General features: G+C 70.9%; 22 protein-coding genes. 18 read left to right on the forward strand and 4 right to left on the reverse strand.

The features are described 5' to 3' along the window. Positions 1-167 precede the first annotated feature (167 nt). From ACEN9V_RS12480 to ACEN9V_RS12490, 3 genes are read left to right on the forward strand one after another with little or no spacing between them, the layout of a single operon-like run. A complete protein-coding gene (locus ACEN9V_RS12480) occupies positions 168-1,292 on the forward strand; it encodes a Gfo/Idh/MocA family protein (RefSeq protein WP_413600578.1) in 1,125 nt (374 codons plus the stop codon). Beyond that, positions 1,289-2,044 carry a ThuA domain-containing protein gene (locus ACEN9V_RS12485; RefSeq protein ID WP_413600579.1) on the forward strand — a complete coding sequence of 252 codons (756 nt, stop codon included), beginning with the start codon at positions 1,289-1,291 and terminating at the stop codon, positions 2,042-2,044. Before ACEN9V_RS12480 ends, ACEN9V_RS12485 begins: the two co-directional genes overlap by 4 nt. Then, the gene (locus ACEN9V_RS12490) at positions 2,037-3,206 is read left to right on the forward strand and encodes a PP2C family protein-serine/threonine phosphatase (RefSeq protein ID WP_413600580.1); all 1,170 of its coding nucleotides are present in this window, start codon (positions 2,037-2,039) and stop codon (positions 3,204-3,206) included. Before ACEN9V_RS12485 ends, ACEN9V_RS12490 begins: the two co-directional genes overlap by 8 nt. Here the strand turns inward: ACEN9V_RS12490 and ACEN9V_RS12495 are convergent. Beyond that, positions 3,157-3,600, reverse strand: a complete 444-nt coding sequence (locus ACEN9V_RS12495) for a hypothetical protein (protein WP_413600581.1) — start codon at positions 3,598-3,600, stop codon at positions 3,157-3,159. The genes ACEN9V_RS12490 and ACEN9V_RS12495 overlap by 50 nt on opposite strands. Positions 3,601-3,695: 95 nt before the next feature. Here ACEN9V_RS12495 and ACEN9V_RS12500 point away from each other — a divergent pair, with 95 nt between their 5' ends. From ACEN9V_RS12500 to ACEN9V_RS12535, 8 genes are all read left to right on the forward strand, one after another. After that, positions 3,696-4,418, forward strand: a complete 723-nt coding sequence (locus ACEN9V_RS12500) for a ScbR family autoregulator-binding transcription factor (protein ID WP_413600582.1) — start codon at positions 3,696-3,698, stop codon at positions 4,416-4,418. 137 nt (positions 4,419-4,555) lie between these two features. Beyond that, entirely contained in the window at positions 4,556-5,437 is an 882-nt protein-coding gene (locus ACEN9V_RS12505; RefSeq protein ID WP_413600583.1) for an aminoglycoside phosphotransferase family protein, read from the forward strand. Positions 5,438-5,496: 59 nt separating this feature from the next. Then, complete coding sequence (locus ACEN9V_RS12510; RefSeq protein WP_413600584.1) at positions 5,497-6,108, forward strand: hypothetical protein; 612 nt, start codon at positions 5,497-5,499, stop codon at positions 6,106-6,108. Beyond that, positions 6,105-6,803, forward strand: coding sequence for a DinB family protein (locus tag ACEN9V_RS12515; RefSeq protein WP_413600585.1), 699 nt, complete (start codon positions 6,105-6,107; stop codon positions 6,801-6,803). Before ACEN9V_RS12510 ends, ACEN9V_RS12515 begins: the two co-directional genes overlap by 4 nt. A 208-nt stretch (positions 6,804-7,011) precedes the next feature. Next, on the forward strand, positions 7,012-7,662 hold the full coding sequence (locus tag ACEN9V_RS12520; RefSeq protein WP_281266161.1) for an ABC transporter permease: 651 nt from the start codon (positions 7,012-7,014) through the stop codon (positions 7,660-7,662). Further along, on the forward strand, positions 7,649-8,929 hold the full coding sequence (locus tag ACEN9V_RS12525; protein ID WP_413600586.1) for an ABC transporter ATP-binding protein: 1,281 nt from the start codon (positions 7,649-7,651) through the stop codon (positions 8,927-8,929). The genes ACEN9V_RS12520 and ACEN9V_RS12525 overlap by 14 nt, the downstream gene beginning before the upstream one ends. After that, positions 8,922-9,686 (forward strand): ABC transporter permease, encoded by a 765-nt coding sequence (locus ACEN9V_RS12530; protein ID WP_413600587.1) that lies wholly within the window; start codon positions 8,922-8,924, stop codon positions 9,684-9,686. Before ACEN9V_RS12525 ends, ACEN9V_RS12530 begins: the two co-directional genes overlap by 8 nt. After that, complete coding sequence (locus ACEN9V_RS12535; RefSeq protein WP_413600588.1) at positions 9,683-10,696, forward strand: glycine betaine ABC transporter substrate-binding protein; 1,014 nt, start codon at positions 9,683-9,685, stop codon at positions 10,694-10,696. Before ACEN9V_RS12530 ends, ACEN9V_RS12535 begins: the two co-directional genes overlap by 4 nt. A gap of 66 nt (positions 10,697-10,762) precedes the next feature. Here ACEN9V_RS12535 and ACEN9V_RS12540 read toward each other — a convergent pair whose 3' ends face one another. Further along, positions 10,763-11,392, reverse strand: a complete 630-nt coding sequence (locus ACEN9V_RS12540; RefSeq protein ID WP_402727384.1) for a TetR/AcrR family transcriptional regulator — start codon at positions 11,390-11,392, stop codon at positions 10,763-10,765. Positions 11,393-11,473: 81 nt separating this feature from the next. Here ACEN9V_RS12540 and ACEN9V_RS12545 point away from each other — a divergent pair, with 81 nt between their 5' ends. Then, positions 11,474-12,211, forward strand: a complete 738-nt coding sequence (locus tag ACEN9V_RS12545; RefSeq protein WP_413600589.1) for an ABC transporter ATP-binding protein — start codon at positions 11,474-11,476, stop codon at positions 12,209-12,211. Continuing rightward, positions 12,208-13,485 (forward strand): ABC transporter permease, encoded by a 1,278-nt coding sequence (locus ACEN9V_RS12550; RefSeq protein WP_413600590.1) that lies wholly within the window; start codon positions 12,208-12,210, stop codon positions 13,483-13,485. The genes ACEN9V_RS12545 and ACEN9V_RS12550 overlap by 4 nt, the downstream gene beginning before the upstream one ends. A gap of 12 nt (positions 13,486-13,497) precedes the next feature. Here the strand turns inward: ACEN9V_RS12550 and ACEN9V_RS12555 are convergent, their stop codons facing one another. Then, positions 13,498-13,773, reverse strand: coding sequence for a hypothetical protein (locus ACEN9V_RS12555; protein WP_413600591.1), 276 nt, complete (start codon positions 13,771-13,773; stop codon positions 13,498-13,500). Positions 13,774-13,876: 103 nt separating this feature from the next. Between ACEN9V_RS12555 and ACEN9V_RS12560 the strand changes: the two genes are divergently transcribed. The 3 genes from ACEN9V_RS12560 to ACEN9V_RS12570 are packed head-to-tail and all read left to right on the forward strand — an operon-like array spanning position 13,877 to position 16,461. Continuing rightward, positions 13,877-14,560, forward strand: a complete 684-nt coding sequence (locus ACEN9V_RS12560) for a hypothetical protein (protein ID WP_413600592.1) — start codon at positions 13,877-13,879, stop codon at positions 14,558-14,560. Positions 14,561-14,569: 9 nt separating this feature from the next. Further along, a complete protein-coding gene (locus tag ACEN9V_RS12565; protein WP_413600593.1) occupies positions 14,570-16,015 on the forward strand; it encodes a phytoene desaturase family protein in 1,446 nt (481 codons plus the stop codon). Positions 16,016-16,017: 2 nt separating this feature from the next. Next, positions 16,018-16,461, forward strand: coding sequence for an SRPBCC family protein (locus tag ACEN9V_RS12570; RefSeq protein WP_413600594.1), 444 nt, complete (start codon positions 16,018-16,020; stop codon positions 16,459-16,461). 6 nt (positions 16,462-16,467) lie between these two features. Here the strand turns inward: ACEN9V_RS12570 and ACEN9V_RS12575 are convergent, their stop codons facing one another. Continuing rightward, positions 16,468-17,286, reverse strand: coding sequence for a shikimate 5-dehydrogenase (locus tag ACEN9V_RS12575; protein ID WP_413600595.1), 819 nt, complete (start codon positions 17,284-17,286; stop codon positions 16,468-16,470). A gap of 106 nt (positions 17,287-17,392) precedes the next feature. Here ACEN9V_RS12575 and ACEN9V_RS12580 point away from each other — a divergent pair, with 106 nt between their 5' ends. Beyond that, positions 17,393-18,319, forward strand: coding sequence for an NADP-dependent oxidoreductase (locus tag ACEN9V_RS12580; protein ID WP_413600596.1), 927 nt, complete (start codon positions 17,393-17,395; stop codon positions 18,317-18,319). A gap of 77 nt (positions 18,320-18,396) precedes the next feature. Continuing rightward, positions 18,397-18,588 carry a PspC domain-containing protein gene (locus tag ACEN9V_RS12585; RefSeq protein ID WP_413600597.1) on the forward strand — a complete coding sequence of 64 codons (192 nt, stop codon included), beginning with the start codon at positions 18,397-18,399 and terminating at the stop codon, positions 18,586-18,588. Positions 18,589-18,599: the final 11 nt, after the last annotated feature.

Raw genomic sequence — 18,599 nt, forward strand, 5'->3', positions numbered from 1 at the left:
GAGCCGAATCGCGCGTCGGGGGTCAGAACTTCGGGCGTGCTACGCGCGATTCGGCGTCCTACGCGCGATTCGACCTCCTCCGCGCGGTCCGCCTACCACCACCCCCGGGACGGCAACACGCCGCCTGTCGTATCGATTCGACCCGAGCCTCCGGTAGCGTCGGTGTCATGTCGATGACGACGAACACGACCACGGATGCAGCACGCACGCTCCGCGTCGGGGTGGTCGGTCTCGGGTTCGCCGGGACCACGCACCTCGATGCCTACACCGCACTCCCGGGGGTCGAGGTGGTGGCGCTCGCGGGACAGGAGACGGCTCGACTGGCCGAGCTGGCCGAGACCCGGCACGTGCCGAACACGTACGAGGACTGGCAGGACCTCGTCGCGAGGGACGACCTCGACATCGTGTCGATCGGCGTCCCGAACGCCCTGCACCACCCCATCGCGGTCGCCGCGCTCGAGTCCGGCAAGCACGTCTTCTGCGAGAAGCCTCTCGCGACGACCGGCGCCCAGGCGCAGGAGATGGTCGACGCCGCCGTCCGGAACGACCGCGTGCTCGAGGTCGCCTACAACCACCGCCGTCGCGCCGACGTGCAGTTCCTCGCCGACCACCTGCGGAACGGCGGCGCAGCGAACCCGCTCGGCCACGTCTACCACGCCCGCGCGAGCTGGCTCCGCCGCGCCGGCATCCCCGGGATCCGGAGCTGGTTCGCGAACAAGGAGACCGCCGGCGGTGGCCCCCTGATCGACCTCGGGTCGCACGTGCTCGACATCGCACTGCACCTGATGGGCGAACCGCGCGTGGTCACGGCGAGCGCCGTCACGTACAACGAGCTCGGCAGCGCCGGCCGTGGCGGCAGCGAGCGGACCCCGGTGTCGGCGGCGACCGACCGTCCGTTCGACGTCGAGGACTTCGCGAGCGCGCTGCTCCGGTTCGACGACGGGTCGAGCCTGTTGCTGCAGGCGAGCTGGGCGAGCTACTCGAAGGACGTCGAGGACATCGAGGTCGAGCTCCTCGGGTCGACGGGTGGTGCACGGCTGTTCGTGCGCGACTACGCGACGGAGGGCACCGTGACGCTCTACTCCGACGAGCAGGGCATCCCGACGGTCACCCGGCCGGGCGTGCAGGTCCCCGGCGGGCACCACCAGCGGGTGATCGAGGAGTTCATCGCCACGATCCGCAGCGGCCTCCACGACGGACACCACGGCGAGTTCGCGCTGCACCGCAGCAGGGTCGTCGACGCGATCTACGCGTCGGCACAGGCAGGACACGAGATGGAGATCGAGCAGTGAAGAACATCGTCGTCTGGAACGAGAACGTGCACGAGACCCGCGGTGACGCGACGGTCGTCGAGCACTACCCGAACGGCATCCACACCGTCGTCGCGGCCGCGCTGCAGGAGCACCTGCCGGAGGCCTCGGTCGGCACGGCGACGCTGCAGGAGCCGGAGCACGGTCTGACGCAGGAGCGCATCGACGCCACGGACGTGCTGTTCTGGTGGGGCCACGCGGCCCACGAGGAGGTCAGCGACGAGGTCGTGCAGCGCGTCGTGGACGCCGTGCACGCCGGCATGGGCCTCGTGGTGATGCACTCCGGGCACTACTCGAAGCCGTTCAAGCGGCTGATGGGCACGACGTGCTCGCTGAAGTGGCGGAACGACGGCGAGCGGGAGCTCGTCTGGACGACGGCGCCCGACCACCCCATCGCGAAGGGCGTCCCGCACCCGATCGTCATCGACCGCCAGGAGATGTACGGCGAGTACTTCGACATCCCCCGCCCCGACGAAGAGGTCTTCCTGTCGACGTTCACCGGCGGCGAGGTGTTCCGCTCCGGCGTCGCCTACCGTCGTGGCCGCGGCAGGGTCTTCTACTTCTCGCCCGGCGATCAGGAGTACCCCGTGTACCACCACCCGGACATCCAGCGGGTGCTCTCGAACGCCGCGGAGTGGGCCGCTCCCACCACGCCGCGCCGGGTGCTGACGGCCGACGAGCACCCCCGCGACTGGTTCCTCGCCGAGGGTGCGGTAGACAGGACGCGTGACTGACACCCAGGCGGACCGGCGGAACGCGCTCGTCGAGGCCCTCGGGGTGCTCGGCAGCGGTCCCGAGGAGCGGTTCGACCGCATCACCCGGATGACGCAGGCGGCGTTCGGGGTGCCGTTGAGCTTCCTCAACCTCGTGCACGGCGACCTCGTCACGGCACAGTCCGCGCAGGGCTGGCAGCAGGGCGGGAGCGCCGCCGCGAGCGACGTGTTCTGCTCGACGACCGTGCTGCAGGACGGGCCGATGGTGGTGCCGGACACCGCGCTCGACCCGCGGTTCAGCGGACTCCCGGCCGTGACGGGCGAGCCGGGCATCCGCTTCTACGCGGGTGCGCCGCTGTCCATGCTCGACGGCACGCGTGTCGGCACGCTCTGCATCATGGACGCGAAGCCCCGCGAGCTCTCGCCGCAGGACGTGGAGTTGCTCCGCGACCTCGCCCGCTGGGCGGAGCGGGAGCTGGGCCACGCGATCGACCGGGACCGCGTGCGGCGGGTGCTCGACGCACTCGTCCCCGATCCGATCGACGTCCCCGGCTACGACTTCGCCGCCGTGTCCTCGTCACGCGAGGGATCAGGCGACGTCGCGGACTGGCGCCTCGCGGCCGACGGGACCATCCGACTGACGATCGGTTCGGTGTCCGCCGCCGGCAGTGCGGCCGGCCTGCTCGCGTCGACGCTCCGCGCCGCCGTCGTGGCACGCACCGACGTGCAGCTGGGAGCGGACGGCCAGGCACTGGAGGCCCAGATCGGCGCCGACCTGGAGGCCGCCGGTGCCGTCGGGTCGCTCTTCCACGCACGGATCGACCCGACGACCGGTCACGTCACGTCCGTGGACGCCGGCCACGGCCTGGCGCTGCACGTCCGCGCCGACGGCACCCACACGGTGCTCAGGACGATCGACCTGCCGATCGGGCTGCAGCCGGAGGGCACCGCGCGGACCCACGTCGAGGTCGACCTCGCACCTGGTGACCGCCTCGTGCTGTTCACCGCGGGGCTCCTGTCGCTCGGTGGGCTCGACGACATCGGTGCCGTCGCGGCCCTGGCGGCAGCGGAGGAGGCCACGGCGTTCGTCGACCGCATCCGGGCACTGCGCGAGGCCGCACCCGACGCCGACGTCAGCGTCGCGGTGCTGACCCGCCGTGCAGGGTCGGACGCGTCAGCGTGACGACGAGCAGCGTCGCGAGCAGGCCGAACCCGCACAGCTCGATCCCGAGTCCGGCGAGCTGCCAGTAGGCGCTGCCGACGTGCTGCGGCTGCGTGATGGCGTCCGGCCACCACGAGTCGATCAGCGGGAAGGACCCCGGGAAGGGGTCGAGCCCGAACACGGCGAGACCGCCGAGCAGCATCACGACGCCGAGGGCCGCCATCGCGCCACGGCTGCCGCGGAGCATCCGCACGACGAGCGCGGCGGCGATCCCGACGAGCCCGACGACCGCGATGAGGAACGCGGCGACGAAGACCCCCTGGGCCGGCAGCGCGAACCAGTCGAGGACCGCGATGGGCACGAGCAGCCATCGACCCGCCCGGGCCCACCGTGTCGGGTTCCGCCATCCGTCCATGCCGGGAACCGTAGGACACGTCACCTGACGGTTGCCGGGGATCTGCCCGACACCGCCCGGGACCCGCCGATACGATCGGCCTCGGAGGCACCCACATGGCGGAGGACGGACGGTCGCGGCAGCAGCGTGCGGTGGCGACACGGGCGGCGATCCTCGAGGCCGCGGCCCACGAGTTCGACGACCACGGGTACGTCGGCGCCTCGATGGACGCCGTCGCCGAGCGAGCCGGGCTGACCAAGGGCGCGCTCTACTTCCACTTCGGGTCGAAGCGCGACCTCGCGGGGGCGGTCATCGCCCAGCAGCACGAGGTGTCCAGGCGGTACGGCGAAGCGGCGTCCACCCGGGCGACGTCCCCGCTCGAGGCGATGATGTGGATGTCGCAGGGACTCGCGACGCAGATGGTGTCCGAGGTCGTCGTGAGCGCCGGCATCCGGCTGTCGACCGAGGCCGCGACGGCCGAGGTGGCACGGCAGAACCCGTACACCGACTGGATGGCGGTCGTCGCCGAGCTGATGCGGCAGGGGGTCGCCGCGGGCGAGGTCGACGATGCCTGGGACGCGGAGATGCTCGGGCGGGTGATCATCCCCGCGTACACCGGCGTCCAGACGGTCTCCGACGTGCTGGCCGGCCGCGCGGACCTGTTCGAACGGCTCCGCGATCTCTGGACGGTCCTGCTCGCCGCGATCGTCACGGAGCGGATGCGCCCGGAGATCCAGCGGCTGGTGGCCCTCATCGCCCCGGACGAGGACGACGCACCCGACGCATCTCACGAGCCAGACGCATCTCACGAGCACGTCGCGCGGACCGAGGCGCCCTGACGCCGGTCCGACACGACCACGGGTCGTGAGTCCCCCCAGCGACACCCACGCCTCCGACCCTATGAAGATACCAAGCGGTAGGTTCGCCCCGAGAGCCCCCGTTCGCGGGGAGGGGCCGCCCCGGCTAGCCTGACCCGATGCCCACCCCGGAAGCAGAGATCGACGTCGACGCCGACCTCGTCCGCGCGCTGCTCGCCGACCAGCACCCCGACCTCGCGGACCTGCCGCTCGAGGTCGTCGCGAACGGCTGGGACAACGTGGTCGTCCGGCTCGGGGAGCTGCTGGCCGTCCGGCTCCCCCGCCGTGCCGCCGCCGCCCGGCTCATCGAGCACGAGCAGCGCTGGCTGCCCGAGATCGCCCACCGGGTCGCCGCGATCGTGCCCGTCCCCGATCCGGTGCGGACCGGTCGTCCGACACCGGGGTACCCGTGGTCGTGGAGCGTCGTGCGCTGGCTCCCCGGCGTCCCGGCGGGCGAACGCGCCGGCGGGACGGCGGTGGCCGAGGCGCTCGCCGCGTTCGTCCGGCTGCTGCACGTGCCCGCACCGGCGGACGCGCCGGTCAACCCGGTGCGCGCCGTCCCCCTGCGCACCCGCTCGGAGGCCGTCCTGGAACGGCTCGCCACCGCGGACGTACCACGTGCCGTGGAGCTGGCCGCGCTCTGGCGGACCGCGGCCGCCCTGCCCGCGTACGCCGGGCCTCCCGTCTGGGTGCACGGCGACCTGCACCCCTTCAACCTGCTCGTCGAACCCGCGCCGGGCGGCACCGGTGACCGCCTGTCGGCGGTCGTGGACTTCGGGGACGTGACGGCGGGCGATCCGGCAGTGGACCTCGCGACCGCCTGGCTGACGCTCGACCAGGAGGCCCGGCGCACCTTCCGCGCGCTGGTGCCCGCCGACGACGCCACCTGGACCAGGGCACGGGGCTGGGCCGTGTCCATCGCCTCGGCGATGCACCTCAGCGACGACAGCGCGTTCCGGACCGTCGCCGAGCGTGGGATCGACGCCGCTCTCGACGGCTGACCCGAACGGGGTTATCGTCTCTCCACACCATCCGTGCACGTGAAGATCGGAGGGGCCTGATGACCCTCGAGTTCCGCGTCCAGCACGACGTCGACACCGACGCCTCTCCCTCCCTCCCCACGCCCACCCGCTCCGGGTTCCGCGGCCTCCTCGACCGGCTCGCCGAACGTCGTGCCGCTGCCAGGGTCCGTCGAGCCGAAGCGCAGCTCCGTGACCTCGCCGACGTGGAGCGGCTGCTGTCTGGTGCGCGCGGTGTCGTCGAACGCGGCTGGATCCAGCACGCGTGGTTCTCCTACGTCGACGAGAAGGGCCGCACCCGCAAGGCGTCGAGTGCCGCGGCGATGGACGTCGCCGGGCGCCCGCTCGTCGGTGCGTGCCTCGTCGGTGCCGTGGTCTACGCCGCCGGTGGTCCGCACGCGGTGCACTCCCAGCCGGTCCAGCGCGCCCTCGACGTCGTCTGGCACGCGCTCGCGGTCGAAGAAGGGGCGCCGGTCCTCTGGTGCCCAGCCCCGGACGTCCGGATGGGCCGCGTGCGCGACCTGACCAGCTGGAACGACGCACCGTCGCGGAACGCCGCGGACGTCGCCGGGCTGCTGCTCACCGCCGAGCGCGTCGCCGTGGCCGAGTCGGAGCGCATCCGCGAGCGCGCGGTGGCACGATCGAGGGCATGAGCGACATCACCGCGGAGCCGCCGGCGGTGCGACCTGCACCGCCGTCCGGCACCATCGGCGCGACCCGGAACTCCCTGCTCACCGACGAGGGGGCGTCTCCGGTCACCGACCAGGCACTCGTGAAGCAGACGCTGCACCGCTACCTGCAGAAGCACCGGGCAGCGCTGCTCGCGAAGCTCGACGGACTCGCGGAACGGCAGGCCAGGTGGCCGGTGACCCCGACGGGCACGAACGTCCTCGGGCTCGTGAAGCACGTGGCCGCCGTGCAGTCCGAGTACTTCGGGCGGGTGTTCGACCGGCCGCTCCCCGATCCGCCGGCATGGCTCGACTCCGACGACGACCGGGACATGTACGCGACGCTCGACGAGACGATGGCGGACATCGTGGCGTTCCACCACGCCAGCGCCGCCCACGCCGATGCCACGATCGAGGCGCTCGACCTCGACGCGCGCGGGGTGGTTCCGTGGTGGGCACCCGAGCACCGTGACGTCACGCTGCACCGTGTGCTGGTGCACATGGCGTACGAGACCGCTCGGCACGCCGGGCACGCGGACATCGTGCGCGAGATGCTCGACGGCCTCGCGGGCGACGGCGACGGGAACCTCGCGGAGAAGACGCCCGAGGAGTGGATCGAGTGGCGGGAGCGGCTCGTCTCGATCGCCGAGCAGGCAGGGCTCCGCGAAGCCGGCCTGTAGTCGGGCGGCCGGCTCGATCGTTACCGTTCTCCCAGGATCACGGACGGCACACGGCGCTGATCTGGGGTTTCGTGATTGAAGAATCCGCAGGAACCCTGCGTTCGCGACATTTGCGGTTGTACAAGTGGCCGTGCCATTGCGTACGTTGGGCGGCACTTGTGCCCCGACCCGTGGGCAGAACGACCGACCCGAGGGGAACCAGCGTCAGGTGTTCTTCAACTACGTCACGGAGCGATGGGACCAGATCTGGTTCGCGTCGTGGCAGCACTTCTCGCTGGTCCTCCAGTGCACCGTGCTCGCCACCGTCATCGCCGTGTTGCTCGCAGCACTCGTCTACCGCATCCCGCGGCTGAGATCGGTTGCGAACGAGGTGTCGACCATCGGGTTGACACTGCCGTCGTTCGCCGTGATCGGCCTGCTGCTCGTCCCGCTCGGGTTCGGCGTCGTGCCGTCCGTCGTCACGGTCACGTTCTTCGCCGCCCTGCCGATCCTCCGCAACGCGGTCGTCGGGCTCTCCGAGATCTCCCCCGCCGTCGTCGAGTCGGCCCGTGGCATCGGGATGAGCCGCTTCCGCACCCTGGTGCAGGTCGAGCTGCCCATGGCGTGGCCGATCATCCTCACCGGCGTCCGGGTCTCCGCGCAGATGGTGATGGGCGTCGCCGCGGTCGCCGCGTACGCGCTCGGCCCGGGGCTCGGCGGGTTCATCTTCTCCGGACTCTCGCGTCTCGGCGGCGCGAACTCCCTCAACTCGGTCGTGGTGGGCGTGGTCGGCGTCGTCCTGCTCGCCCTCGTCCTCGATCTCCTGCTCCTCGGCCTCGGCCGCCTGACCATCTCGCGAGGTATCCGTGTCCAGCACTGACGCAACCCTGTCCCACACCGACGGCTCCCCCGCCGAGAGCGACGTGACCGGTCGCGGCATCCTGCTCGACACCGTCACCAAGCGCTACGCCGGCCAGTCGAAGCCCGCCGTGGACGGCATCACGCTCGAGATCCCCGCAGGCAAGATCGTCATGCTCGTCGGCCCGTCCGGCTGCGGCAAGACGACGACGCTCAAGATGATCAACCGCCTGATCGAGCCCACCGAGGGCAAGATCGTGGTGGGCGACGACGACGTCACCTCGATCGACGGCGACGAGCTCCGCCGCCGCATGGGCTACGTCATCCAGGCCGGCGGGCTCTTCCCGCACATGACCGTCGCGGCGAACATCGCGATCGTGCCGAAGATGCTCGGCTGGTCGAAGGAGAAGATCGCCGCCCGCGTCGACGAGCTCCTCGACCTGGTCTCCCTCGACCCCGACACCTACCGCGACCGCTTCCCCCGTGAGCTCTCCGGTGGGCAGCAGCAGCGCGTCGGCGTCGCCAGGGCGCTCGCCGCCGACCCGCCCGTCCTGCTCATGGACGAGCCGTTCGGCGCCGTCGACCCGATCACCCGCCAGCGTCTGCAGGACGAGCTCCTCCGCATCCAGGAAGAGCTGCACAAGACGATCGTCATCGTCACGCACGACTTCGACGAGGCCGTGAAGCTCGGCGACTGGATCGTGATCTTCTCCGAGGGCGCGCACATCGTGCAGTACGACACCCCGGAGCGCATCCTCGCCGAGCCCGCCAACGAGTTCGTGGAGAACTTCATCGGCTCGGGTGCCGGCCTCAAGCAGCTGACACTGAACCGCGTGCGCGACGTCGAACTCGCCCCAGCGGTGACCTGCTCGCCCGGAGAAGAGGCGAAGGCCGTCCTGCAGCGCATGCGCGAGGCCGGCGGCCACGGGCACGCCGTCGTGGTGGACGCCCGCCAGCGTCCGATCGGCTGGCCGACCCGTCGCCAGCTCGAGCGCCTCGACCGCATCCCGGACGGCACCGACCCCGACCTGCCCGTCGTCGGCGAGGCCGCGACGCTCAACGACGCGCTGGACACCATGCTCGTGTCCAGTGCGGGTGCGGCGCTCGTCACGGGTCGCCGCGACGCCTTCCAGGGCGTCATCACGGTGGAGACGGTCATGGACGCGATCACCCGTTCCCGTGCCGCCGCGGCCGAGGAGCAGGCGTACACCCCGGTCGGGACGAACACGAACCCGATCGAGACGCTGCCGTCGTCTCCGGTCCGCGCAGAGGAGACCGTCGATGAGTGACGTCGTCGCCGATCCCGTCGCGAAGCCCGCGAAGTCCAGCTGGCGCGGGCTCGTCATCCAGCCCGTCGCGATCCTCGTCGTGCTCGCCGCGTTCGCCGTCTGGCTGAACACCGCCGACCTGACCGCCACCGAGCGCTCCACGCTCAACCCGGCCGACCTCGTGTCGCTGACCTGGCAGCACCTGCTCCTGACGATCGTCTCGACCGTGATCGTGCTGGTCGTCGGCATCCCGCTCGGCATCGTCCTCACCCGAGGACCCCTCCGCCGGGCCAGCGGCGTGATCCTCGCCGTCGCGAACTTCGGGCAGGCCGCACCGGCCGTCGGCCTCGTGGTGCTCCTCGCGTTCTGGCTCGGGTTCTCGTTCTGGGCAGCGGTGATCGCCCTCGTGCTCTACGCCATCCTGCCGGTGCTGCGGAACACGATCATCGGCATCGAGAGCGTGGACCAGCGCACGGTCGAGGCCGGTCGCGGCATGGGCATGAGCGCGTTCTCCGTGCTGATGCGGGTCGAACTGCCCCTGGCCGTCCCGGTCATGCTCTCCGGCATCCGCACCGCGCTCGTGCTGCTCGTCGGCTCCGCCGCGCTCGCGACCTTCATCGGTGCCGGCGGGCTCGGGCTCCTCATCACCACCGGCGTGAACCTGTTCCTGCCGAAGGTGCTGGTGTCCGGCGCCCTCCTCATCGCGCTCCTGGCGCTGTCCATCGACTGGCTCGGCCGCATCGTCGAGACCGTCGCCCGCCCGAAGGGACTCCGATGACGAAGAAGACGAACACCCGACGCCGGGGGATCGCCGCGGTCGTCGTCGCCGGTGCCGCAGCGCTCGCGCTGACCGGCTGTGGCCTGCAACCCGCGACGTCGTTCGTCCCGGCGGCAGCGCCCGGCACGATCAAGAAGATCGACGGGCTGCCCGCCGACGCGCACATCACCGTGACAGCGAAGAACTTCACGGAGCAGCTCGTGCTCGGCAAGATCGGGGTGCTCGCGGCGAAGGCGGCGGGTTTCCAGGTCACCGACGAGACGAACGTCCCCGGCAGCGTGGCGGTGCGGCAGCTCATGACGAGCCACGACGCCGACATGACGTACGAGTACACCGGCACCGCCTGGCTCACCTACATGGGCCACAAGGAGGGCATCCCGGACAAGCAGGAGCAGTACGAGGCCGTCAAGAAGGAGGACGCCGGCAACGGACTGACCTGGCTGCCGCCCGCCCCGATGAACAACACGTACGCATTCGCGGTGCGGAAGGAAGCGGTCGAGGAGCTCGGCGGCATCACGAAGCTGTCGCAGATCGCCGACCTCCCGGCCGACCAGCGCACGTTCTGCGTCGAGTCGGAGTTCAACTCGCGGTCGGACGGCTTCAAGCCGATGCTCGAGAAGTACGGCCTGCAGCTCGGTGGCTCCGGCGACTCCGCGATCCCGAAGGGCAACGTCGAAATCCTCGACACCGGCACCGTCTACACGGCGACCGACCGGGGCACGTGCAACTTCGGCGAGGTGTTCACCACCGACGGTCGCATCAAGTCGCTCGGGCTGCAGGTGCTGGAGGACGACAAGGGCTTCTTCCCGGCGTACAACGTCGCCCCGGTGCTCTCCACGGCGGTGCTCGAGGAGTACCCGCAGCTCGAGGACGTCTACGACCAGATCTCCCCGAAGCTGACCGACGCCGTCCTCCAGGAACTGAACCGGCAGGTCGACGTCGAGGGCCGCGAGCCCGCGGACGTCGCGTTCGACTGGATGGTCAAGGAGGGCTTCATCTCGAAGTCCTGACGGGTCGCGACGCGACCGCGGACGGACGGGAGGCTCGGTGCCAGCTGGCACCGAGCCTCCCGTCCGTCATCCTGCTGCGATCCGGGCCGCGGTGTCGCGCATCAACGCGACCACCTGGGTGCGCACCTGCTCGGGTTCCGTGCCCTCGTTCCGGGCGGAGCTGCGGAGCGCCGTCATCACCATGCCGAGCAGCATCTCCGCCGCCTGCGGCGTCGCCGCCTCCGGCCCCCACGCCGGGTCGCGCTCGAGCACGGTGCGGACGGCGCCGGTCATCGCCTCGGCGACGCTCGACATGCGCGTGACCTGGCGGCGCATGAGCTGCGGGAAGCGCACGATGAGTTCCTTGCGCTCGTGGCGGTGTCGTTCGTCCCCGAAGGTCTCGCCGAACACCAGGAACGCCAGGTCGACGACCGCCTGCGCCGCCGGTTCTCCAGCGACCGCCCGGACGTGCGACTCGAGGGTCTCGGCGGAGAGGTCGAGCTCGGTGTGCCCGAGGACCGCGTCCTCCTTGCTCTCGAAGTAGTTGAAGAACGTCCGCGGCGAGATGTCCGCGCGCGCGGCGATCTGCTCGATCGTGGTGTGGTCGATGCCGTCCTCGAGCGCGAGTGACCGCGCGGCCTCGGCGATGCGGCTGCGGGTCTCGATGCGTTTGCGGTCGCGCAGACCCATCTCGGACGGGGTGGCACTGTCGGGCATGGCTCGACTGTAACCGGCACGTCACATCGTTTGCAGCAAACGCAAACTTTCAGTCGTGCAACGGACAGTACGCTCGGGCGCATGACCACTCCCGTGCTCGAGGCCAGGGGCCTCACGAGGACCTACGGCCGAGGATCCACCCGGTTCGATGCGCTCAAGGGGGTGTCCCTCGCCGTGAACCAGGGGGAGAGCCTGGCGATCGTCGGCAAGTCCGGCTCCGGCAAGTCGACGCTGATGCACCTGCTCGCGCTGCTCGACAAGCCGTCCACCGGGCAGATCCTGCTCGACGGCACGGACGCCGCGACGCTCAGCGCCCGCGACGTGAACCGCACGCGGAACAGCACCTTCGGGTTCGTGTTCCAGCAGTTCTTCCTGACGCCGAAGACCTCGGTGCTCGACAACGTCGTGCTGCCGCTGAAGATCGCCGGCGTCTCCGGGGCCGAGCGGAAGCGCCGGGGGATGGCGGCGCTCGACGCGCTCGGGCTGGCGGACAAGGCCGGGAACGACGCGAACGACCTCTCCGGTGGACAGAAGCAGCGCGTGGTCATCGCCCGAGCGCTCGTCGGCGAGCCGAGCGTCATCTTCGCTGACGAGCCGACGGGCAACCTCGACACGAACACGGGCGAGGTGGTCGAGGACATGCTCTTCGGACTGCAGCGCGAGCGGGGGATCACCCTGGTCGTCGTCACCCACGACGACGAACTCGCGGCACGCTGCGACCGGAGCGTGAACGTCCGCGACGGGCTGATCGTCGGCGGGTCGACGGAGACCGATGCGCCCGCCCCGGGTGCCCACGAGCACGGAAGGCACTCCGCATGAACTTCCTCGACCTCCTGCGGACCGCGGTCGGCAACACGTTCCGGTCCAAGCTCCGCACCACCCTGACCGTGATCGCGATCTTCATCGGCGCGTTCACCATCACGCTCACCTCGGCGATCGGCACCGGCGTCGGGAACTACATCGACACCCAGGTGGCCTCGATCGGCGACACCGGGACCCTGACGATCACGAAGACCGTCGACTCGTCGTCGACCGACAGCGGCCCCGCGAAGTACGACCCCGACGCGTCCACGCAGAGCGTCGACCGCGGGCCGGCGTCCTTCGGGTACCTGTCCCAGTCCGACGTCGACAAGATCAAGGGCGTCTCGGGCATCGACACCGTCCGTCCGGCCGTCGCACTGAGCCCGAAGTACGCGGAGTACGGCAACGAGGGCAAGTACGTCGTCACGCTGTCCGCCAACGCGGGGGAGCTGAAGGCCGACCTGGCATCGGGCAAGCAGCTCGACGACCACACGGACGCGAACCAGGTCATCCTGCCGACGAACTACCTGAAGAACCTCGGGCTCGGCAGCGAGAAGGCGGCTGTCGGCAAGGAGCTCACCTTCGCGGTGGACGACTACCAGGGCGCAGAGCACACCCTGACCGCGACCGTCGTCGGCGTGCAGAACGAGTCGCTCTTCGGCGGCGGGGCCGGTGCGAACGCGGCACTGACGGACGCGATGCAGTCCGCGCAGGAAACGGGGAAGCCCGCGTCGATCGCGACCTCGTACGCCAGTGCCTCGGCGACCCTCGACAGCGGCGCGACCGCGTCCGACGTGAAGAGCGCCCTGTCGAAGGACGGCTACACCGGGCAGACGATCCAGGACCAGCTCGGCCAGTTCCAGACCGTCATCAACGGCATCGTCGGCGTGCTCAACGCGTTCGCGGTCATCGCCCTGATCGCGGCGGGCTTCGGCATCATCAACACGCTGCTGATGAGCGTGCAGGAGCGGACCCGTGAGATCGGCCTGATGAAGGCGATGGGCATGGGCGGCGGCAAGGTCTACACGCTGTTCTCGCTCGAGGCGGTGTTCATCGGCTTCCTCGGCAGTGCGATCGGCGCCGGCGTGGCGATCGCGCTCGGCACGGGGATCTCGAACATCCTGGCCGGCACGGTGCTCAAGGACCTACCTGGCCTGCAGATCATGCAGTTCGCGCCGTCCTCGGTGATCACGATCATCCTCGTGGTGATGTTCATCGCGTTCCTCGCGGGCACGCTGCCCGCACGCCGGGCTGCACGCCAGAACCCGATCGAGGCCCTCCGCTACGAGTAGGGACGCGTCGGGTCAGGAGCCCTGCGTCGCGTGCTGCCAGGCGGCGAGGGCGCCAGCGGCGATGAACACGACGACGAGCACGATCCAGATCGCCAGTGCGACCACGTTCAGGAGGATGCCCCAGCCGGCACGACCACGCGCCAGCGGTTCGCGGCTGCGGGACGCGATGCCGAGGAAGAGCCCGACGACCGGCGCGAAGAACGTCCAGCCGGCGAGCAGCGAGCAGATGCCGAGCACGAGACTGGCGGTGCCCAGTCCGGTCCTGGGAGATGTCGTGGTGGTGACCATGCGCTCAACGCTAGGGACGCTGCGGAGGCGAGTCGTCCCTCCAGGCGGTGATCCGGGTCCACCTGCGGGCTGATGGTCACCCGTCGCCGGTATCGTCGATGCCATGGCTCTGTTCGGACGGCGCAGCAAGACCTCGACCGAGCGACCCGTCAGCCAGGTGGAACTCCGCCGTGCCGTCGACGAGGGATTCCTCATCTCGAAGGCCGCCGTGACGATCGCCGTCGCCAACCGCATCATCACCAACTCGCTCCGTGACCAGGGGTTCTTCGACCACGCCGTCGCTGCCGAGACCGTGCGTGAAGAGCTGCACCGGATGGCGGAGGAGCAGCGCGGCGACGCCGAGCGCATGCGGGAGATCCGCTCGAAGGCGATCAAGCAGAAGGGCCGGTCGAAGCACCAGCACGACTACAAGCGCGGCGACGACCTGAAGCTCCGGACGCGCGAAGCCACCTACGAAGAGCTCGCGGCGATGCTCGATCGCCGCCGGGACGACCAGGTGTTCGTCGACGGCATCGTGCTCGCCGCCCGCGCCCGCGCATGGGACGACATCGGCACGACCGTCGTCGGGCGTCTGGGGTGGGCGCAGCGCCCGACCGAGGGCTACGAGATCGGTCGAGACGACCGGGTACAGCAGATGCTCGACGAGGACTTCGCTGCGCTGCTCGCGGAGCATCCGCTCGGGTCCGGCCCGAGTGCGGTCGCGGTGGACGCCGACGAGCCCACGGATGCCGACACCGACGGCGACGAGGGCACCGACCCTGCGAGTGCGGACACCGCGCGTCCGTAGGCTCGACGCGTGGTGGACGCAGTGGTGGTCGGGGCAGGGCCGAACGGGCTCGCCGCAGCGGTGACCCTGGCGCGGGCCGGCCTGTCCGTCGAGGTCGTCGAGCGGAACGACACCATCGGCGGAGGAGCACGCACCGCCGAGCTCACGTTGCCCGGCTTCCACCACGACGTCTGCTCGGCCGTGCACCCGATGGCGCTGCAGTCGGAGTTCTTCCGTCGCTTCCGGCTCGACGAACGGACCGAGCTGCGACTCCCCGAAGTGCAGTACGGGCACCCGCTCGACGGCGGCCGCGCCGGGATCGCCCACCAGGACCTCGATCGCACGGCCGCGGAACTCGGTGTCGACGGCCCCGCGTTCCGGAACCTGATGGCCCCGCTCTCGCGGAACGCTGACCAGGTGTCGGACTTCGCCACGAACGCGCTGCTGAACGTCCCGCGACACCCGCTCACCGTCCTGCGGTTCGGCCTGCGGGCGCTGGAGCAGGGGACCAGCGCCTGGAACGCCCGCTTCCGGCACGACGTCGCACCCGCGATGGTCTCCGGGGTGGCGGCGCACTCGATCCAGCACATGCCGTCCCTCTCGACCGCCGCAGCGGCCCTGTCGCTCGGCAGCTACGCGCACGCACGCGGCTGGCCGGTGCCGATCGGCGGCAGCCAGGCGATCGTCGACGCGCTCGCCGCCGATCTCCTGGCGCACGGCGGGCGGATCGTCACCGGGCAGGACGTCCGATCGCTCGGGGACCTCACCCCGGCCAAGGCGGTGCTGTTCGACACGAGCGTGCCGGGGATGCTCCGGATCGCGGGCTCGCAGATCCCGACGCCGCGTCGGGGTGCGCTCCGACGGTTCCGGTTCGGCAACGCCGCTGCCAAGGTGGACTTCGCCCTGTCGGATCCGGTCCCGTGGGCGCACGAGGGCCTGCGACGTGCCGGCACCGTGCACGTGGGCGGCGCGCGCGCCGAGATCGCCGCCGCAGAGGGGGCCGTGGCGCGTGGACGGCACGCCGAACGCCCGTACGTCCTGGGTTCGGAGCCCACCGTCGTGGACCCGTCGCGTGCGCCGGATGGCCGGCACGTGTTCTGGGCGTACGCGCACGTCCCCGCCGGGTCCGACGTCGACCAGACCGAGGTGGTCACCCGCCAGATCGAGCGGTTCGCGCCGGGGTTCCGCGACACGATCCTCGCGACGAGCTCCCGGACCGCCGCGGAGATGGCTGCCTACAACCCGAACTACGTCGGCGGGGACATCGCCTCGGGTGCGGCGAGCTTCTGGCAGCTCGTGAAGCGTCCGCTGCTGTCGAACGACCCGTGGCGGATGGGCGGCGGGATGTACCTCTGCTCCGAGGCCGCTGCCCCGGGCCCCGGCGTGCACGGCATGGCCGGTTGGCGGGCCGCGAAGAGCGCATTGCGGCACACCTTCGGGTTGCCGGACGACGTCGACCTGACACCGGAGGACTGATCATGGCGAAGAACGTCCGCATCATGCACTGCACGCCCGAGGACGTCTTCGACGTGCTCGGCGACGGCTGGCTCTTCACGACCTGGGTGGTCGGCGCGTCCCGGATGCGCGCTGAGGAGCCGGGCTGGCCAGCGGTCGGGAAACGCCTGCACCACTCGTTCGGGGTGTGGCCGTTCGTGATCGACGACGTGACGACGTCGCTCGTGTGGGATGCGCCCCGGCGGATGGTCATGCAGCCGAAGGGCTGGCCCCTCGGTGAGGCGCGCGTGGAACTGACCGTCGAGCCGCATCCCCGCGGCTGCAAGGTCACCATCGTCGAGGACGCCGTGGCCGGCCCGGCCACGTACGTCCCGGGGTTCCTGCTGCAGCCGCTGCTGTGGATCAGGAACCGCGAGACCCTGCGGCGCCTCCGCTGGGTCGCGACGGGTCGCGCCCGGAACGGCTGACGCGCCCTACTCGGCGCGACTGAACTCGCTTGCCCGGGCCACCTGGTCGTCGGTGAGGGCGACGCCCGTGTAGCGCTCGAACTGGCGCGCCGCCTGCAGCGCGATGACCTCGGCGCCGGTGATGACGTGCTTGTCCGCCGCGCGTCCGGCCCGCACGAGCGGCGTCTCGGAGGGGAAGGCGACCACGTCGAACACGGTGTGGGCCGCGGCGATCCGGTCCGCCGCGAACGCGACGGTGTCCGACTGGTCTCCGTCCATGCCGAGCGGCGTGACGTTGACCAGCAGGTCGGCGTCGCCGGCCTCGTCCTCGGTGCGGACCCAGTCGAACCCGTACTGCGATGCGAGGGCCGAGCCGGTGTCCTCGTTGCGCGCGACGACGGTGAGGTGGTCGAACCCGGCGCCACGGAACGCCGCGGTGACGGCCTTCGCCATGCCGCCGGACCCGCGGAGCAGCACGCGGGACGTCGGGTCGACGTCGTGCGTGCCGAGCAGTGCTGCAACGGCCTCGTAGTCGGTGTTCGAGGCGGTGAGCACGCCGCCGTCGTTGACCACGGTGTTCACGGACTGGATGGCCGCGGCGGACTCCTCGACGACGTCGACGAGGGGGATGACCGCCTCCTTGAACGGCATGGACACCGAGCACCCGCGGATGCCGAGGGCGCGGATGCCGGTGACGGCTCCGGGGAGGTCGGTGGTGGTGAACGCCTTGTAGAGGAAGTTCAGCCCGAGCTCGTCGTAGAGGAAGTTGTGGAACCGGGTGCCGATGTTGCTCGGACGGGCGGCGAGCGACATGCACACCTGCATGTCCTTGTTGAGGATGGGCATGTGGCCAGTGTCGCATGCTCCCGGGTCCGCTTGCTGCCGGGGATGGAGCGGTCCACTCCCCGCTTGGGATGCGTCGTGGTGGCGACGAGGCGTAGCGTCTCCGGAGATGACCGATCTTCCTGAGACCATGCGTGCCGTCCGTTTCGACGAGTGGGGCGACCGGACCGTGCTCCGCGTCGCCGAGGTCCCCGTCCCCGTCGCCCTGCCGGGGCGCGTCCTCGTCCGTGTCCGGGCCGCCGGGATCAACCCGGGGGAGTCCGCCATCCGCCAGGGGGTGTTCGGCGGGGACCTGCCGTCGGGCCAGGGCACCGACTTCGCCGGGATCGTCGTCGCGGTCGGCGAGGGTGTCGACGGCGTCGACGAGGCCGAAGAGGTCATCGGCTGGTCGTGGGACCGGTCGAGCCAGGCCGAGTACGTGTCCGTCCCGGCCGAGCAGGTCGTGCAGAAGCCGCGGTTGCTCGACTGGACCGTGGCCGGTGGGCTGGACGTCATCGCGACGACCGCGGCGGCCGCCGTCCGTGCCGTGGACCCGAGGCCGGGGGAGACCGTCGTCGTCTCCGGTGCCGCAGGGGGCGTCGGCGGGTTCGTCACGCAGCTCCTCACGAACGAGGGCATCGACGTCATCGCCGTCGCCTCGGAGTCGAACCACGAGTGGCTCGCATCCAAGAAGGCACGTCCGGTCGCCTACGGGGACGGACTGCAGCAGCGCATCGAGGAGCTCGCGACGAACGGGGTCGACGCGCTCGTCGACACGCACGGCGCCGAGTACGTCCACCTCGGCATCGCGCTCGGGATCCCCGCCGACCGCATCGAGACGATCATCGCGTTCGAGGCGGCGGCCGAGGTCGGTGCGCACGCATCCGGCAGCTCGGACACCGCCGACCCCGAGATCCTCGGCACGCTGGCGAACATGGTGGCAGAGGGCGCGATCGAGGTGCCGATCGCGGCGACCTACCCGCTCGACCGGGTCCAGGACGCCGTCGAGGAGCTCGAGCAGGGGCACACCCGCGGCAAGATCGTCCTCGTTCCCTGACCCGGGGGTTCTCCCCACCCCGGATCCGGAGGGAGACCACCTTCTGCGGCGGTCGTCGGGTGCGTAGCGTCATGGACATGAACGCACTCACCCGTCCCCGCAACGGCCGTGTCCTCGCCGGCGTCTGTGCCGGCATCGCCGACCGCTTCGGCTGGTCCCGCACCTTCGTCCGCATCGCCTGGGTCATCCTGAGCTTCTTCCCCGGTCCGCTCTGGATCGCCTACGTCGTGCTGTGGTTCCTGATGCCCGCCGAGGGCAACCGCCGCTGAGCCTCCGTCCC

The sequence above is a fragment of the Curtobacterium sp. Curtsp57 genome (assembly GCF_047324335.1).
In the GTDB taxonomy this organism is placed as follows: Bacteria; Actinomycetota; Actinomycetes; order Actinomycetales; family Microbacteriaceae; genus Curtobacterium.